Source organism: Synechococcus sp. Cruz CV12-2-Slac-r, assembly GCF_024346075.1.
Classification (GTDB): domain Bacteria; phylum Cyanobacteriota; class Cyanobacteriia; order PCC-6307; family Cyanobiaceae; genus Synechococcus_D.
The window spans coordinates 1-3012 of sequence record NZ_JAGQEK010000184.1 but is presented as its reverse complement, the minus strand read 5'-3'; the positions used below and the strand labels follow the sequence as shown (position 1 = coordinate 3012).

Here is a 3012-nt window from a genome sequence, read left to right as displayed (position 1 = left end):
GAGGAAGATAATGGTTATATTCAATCCGATTAGAGGACTGAAGTGGTGCTAATAAAAACTTAACAGTGTCGTTGGGTACAACAAGCGAAGAAGGATCTAAAATGTCTTTCGTGATTTCCTGTTGTAACTGAGCAGATGATCTAAGAGGAAATAAAAAATTAAGAGCAAAGCTAGCAAGTAAAAGGTATGAGAAAGATAAGAGTCTCATAATATAAAACTAATAGATGGAATACAAAGGCTTAGCAACAATCATGGAAAAGCATTAATTTTTGAACTCCATAAGCTCAAAATAATTACCAAATGGATCTGGAATGAAGAAACGATTCCGGTCTGGCAATAAAACCTGATCCTCAACTGTGTGACCACTAGCTTCCAGCTTAGTTCTTAAGGCAATAACATCTTGAACCTCTAAACAAATATGCCGCCCTACAGGTGAGGCCACAAAATCATTGGTAAAGCTTAAATGTATCATCATATCTAAGAACTTAAACCACATTAGATCAAAATCTTTTAAGAGCTCTGGAGGCAGCTCTATCTCTTGCATTTCAAGAATATCAACATAAAACGCCCTTGCTAGATCGTGGCCACAAGGCTTTGCCATTAGCGCGATGTGGTTAAGGCGGGTGATGCGCCTGTGCATTCTCATAGCTTCTGACATTGGTTCAAATAATTTGTTGGATGAGTCTATTGTATCAAATGGGAGCAAAAATAGTCAAATCAACAAAATCAAGCAGTTGCAGAACCTAAATCTCATGGTATATTTGAAAAAAAGTTTTTATGGCAACGTCAGAAATTCGGAGAAAATTTCTAAGTAACCTCATCGAGAAAGACAGATATAAATGGTATGCCCTACTTGTTGTTCAAATGAGCATCCTACTAGTGGGTGTTGATTCAACGATATCAAATCTAGCTCTACCAAATATTACCAAAGATTTAATTACTACTGCAAGCACATCGGCATGGGTAATATCAGCATTTTTTATATCTGTAGCTGTCTCACTTCCCGCTGCGGGTCGCCTCTCAGATCTTTATGGGATGAGAACTATATTTATCACAGGGTTCTTTGTATATACTTTGGCTACAGCTCTTTGTGGATTAGCACCATCGATTGAGATATTAATATTAATGCGTGTATTGCAAGGAATGGGTGGGGCCGCTCTATTAGCCAACAGCAATGTGATATCACTAACAGTATTCCCACTTAAACAGCATGGTCTTGCATTAGGAATAAATGGAACAGTATTCTCTATTGGATATGCGCTTGGCTTTACATTAGGCGGTCAACTTATAGGAAGTTTTGGGTGGCGTTCTATCTACTATGTTAACGTGCCAATTGGGATAATAGCAATTTTAATCGGTCTTTTTATACTAAAAGATCAATATCTTCAAAATGTTATCGCAGACAAATCAGACAAAAGCTTCGACTTTGCTGGTTTTCTGCTATCTGCAATTGGTATAGGCGTTACGATGTTATCAGTAGTGAGAATTTCGTCAGGCAAATCAATAACAACACAAAGCATAGTCTTATTTATATTGGGGATAATATCACTTGTTATGTTTGTTAAAACTGAACTTCGCATGAAGAAACCACTACTTGATATACACTTATTTTCCATTGCTGAATTTGCTAGAGGCACCTTCACGCGCTTACTAAATAACTCAATTGTTGCTGCCTGCACATTTGCTATACCCTTTTTCACTCAACAGGTTCTGAGATTTACACCTTTACAGAGTGGGCTTGTTATGATGCCTTATGCATTTGGCCTAGCAATAGTTGGTCCAATTGCAGGAAAAATGAGTGATAAATACGGTGCCAGATGGTTAACCACTTCAGGTTTTATTTGCGGAGGTATTGCACTTATAGGACTTGAAAGCATCAGCAAAGCTCCTACAACCGCAACAGGGTTACAAGAAATAGTTATTAAATTAAGTATAGCTATGTTCTTGGTTGGAAGCGCCGCAGGTTTATTTGTATCACCAAACAACAGCTCAGCTCTTGATTCAGTACCGTTGAAAAGTACTGGATCAGCATCAGGGGTTATATGGGCTGTAAGTTTTATAGGCTCAGCCTTTGGTACTGCATATGCTGCATCAATGCTTCGGGAGGTTCTTAAGGTTGGTACAGTAGCAATTGCGTATTTAAATGCCCAATCACTGCTTTTTAATACCTTAACGATATTTAGTTTTATTGGAGGATATCTATGTTTTACTCGCAGAAAAACTAAAATAGCACATCACGAATAATTCCTTTACCTACTGATCAATAATTTATAAATCAAGTTATTAAATCAATAATCTTTTTTGTAGTTTCCTGAATTTCGATAGATAACAAACAGATGCCATATATAAAGCGTTTTAACAGTTAGCCTTGCCTATCAATCAAAATCTTCAACATTAAATGCAGTTCAACTAAATAAAACTGGATCCACATCAAGAAAAAACTGAACGCTAAGCTCTGTTGGTAGGGCTTTCGGAACAGCTAATACAAACTAAATACTCAGATTTGTTATAAAAAAACGCGCGCAAGTAACATAAAAGCCTATGTAGGAAGAAACTTATCAATAAACATCTGGATATCAGGTTCACTTAACTCTATAGATGAACCAAATCTTTTCTCTAACATACCTTGAGGATTCACAAAAAATTTCTCAAAATTCCATTTCACTAGTTCACTGTTTTTTGTCAAAAATTGAAAAAGTGGGTGAATTTGGGGGCCAACGCAATGAGTTTTATTGAAAACTGGTAGGTGTATCCGAAAAGTACTTTGCATGAGATTTAGAATCTCCTCAATAGACTTTGGTTCCTGATTGCCAAAATCATTACACGGGAAAAGCATTGTACGAAGTCCTCTCCGTCGATACAACATGTCATTCAATCGAATCATTTCGTAGTGGTGCGTGTAACGGCATTCACTAGCAACATTAATAATTAAGAGTGGTGATCCAAGATAATTCGCCATGGGTATCTCAGAGTCGTCAATACCCGGAATGAAAATTTGGGAGAGATCCATTT

At 37.0% G+C, this 3012-nt stretch carries 3 protein-coding genes; 1 reads left to right on the top strand and 2 read right to left on the bottom strand.

Annotated features, from left to right (window positions below):
- Positions 1-262: 262 nt before the first annotated feature.
- The gene (locus tag KB557_RS10320; protein WP_255133925.1) at positions 263-640 is read right to left on the bottom strand and encodes a hypothetical protein; all 378 of its coding nucleotides are present in this window, start codon (positions 638-640) and stop codon (positions 263-265) included.
- Between the two features lie 137 nt (positions 641-777).
- Here KB557_RS10320 and KB557_RS10315 point away from each other — a divergent pair, with 137 nt between their 5' ends.
- On the top strand, positions 778-2244 hold the full coding sequence (locus KB557_RS10315; protein ID WP_255133923.1) for an MFS transporter: 1467 nt from the start codon (positions 778-780) through the stop codon (positions 2242-2244).
- 295 nt (positions 2245-2539) lie between these two features.
- On the opposite strand, the gene KB557_RS10310 is transcribed toward KB557_RS10315, so the two are convergent.
- Positions 2540-3012 (bottom strand): glutathione peroxidase (locus tag KB557_RS10310; RefSeq protein ID WP_255133921.1); only part of this gene is annotated, 473 nt, incomplete at its 5' end.

Bases quoted from the DNA above. Each gene is read 5' to 3' on its own strand.
- KB557_RS10320 (WP_255133925.1), bottom strand. From the start codon at position 640: ATGCACAGGCGCATCACCCGCCTTAACCACATCGCGCTAATGGCAAAG.
- KB557_RS10315 (WP_255133923.1), top strand. From the start codon at position 778: ATGGCAACGTCAGAAATTCGGAGAAAATTTCTAAGTAACCTCATCGAG.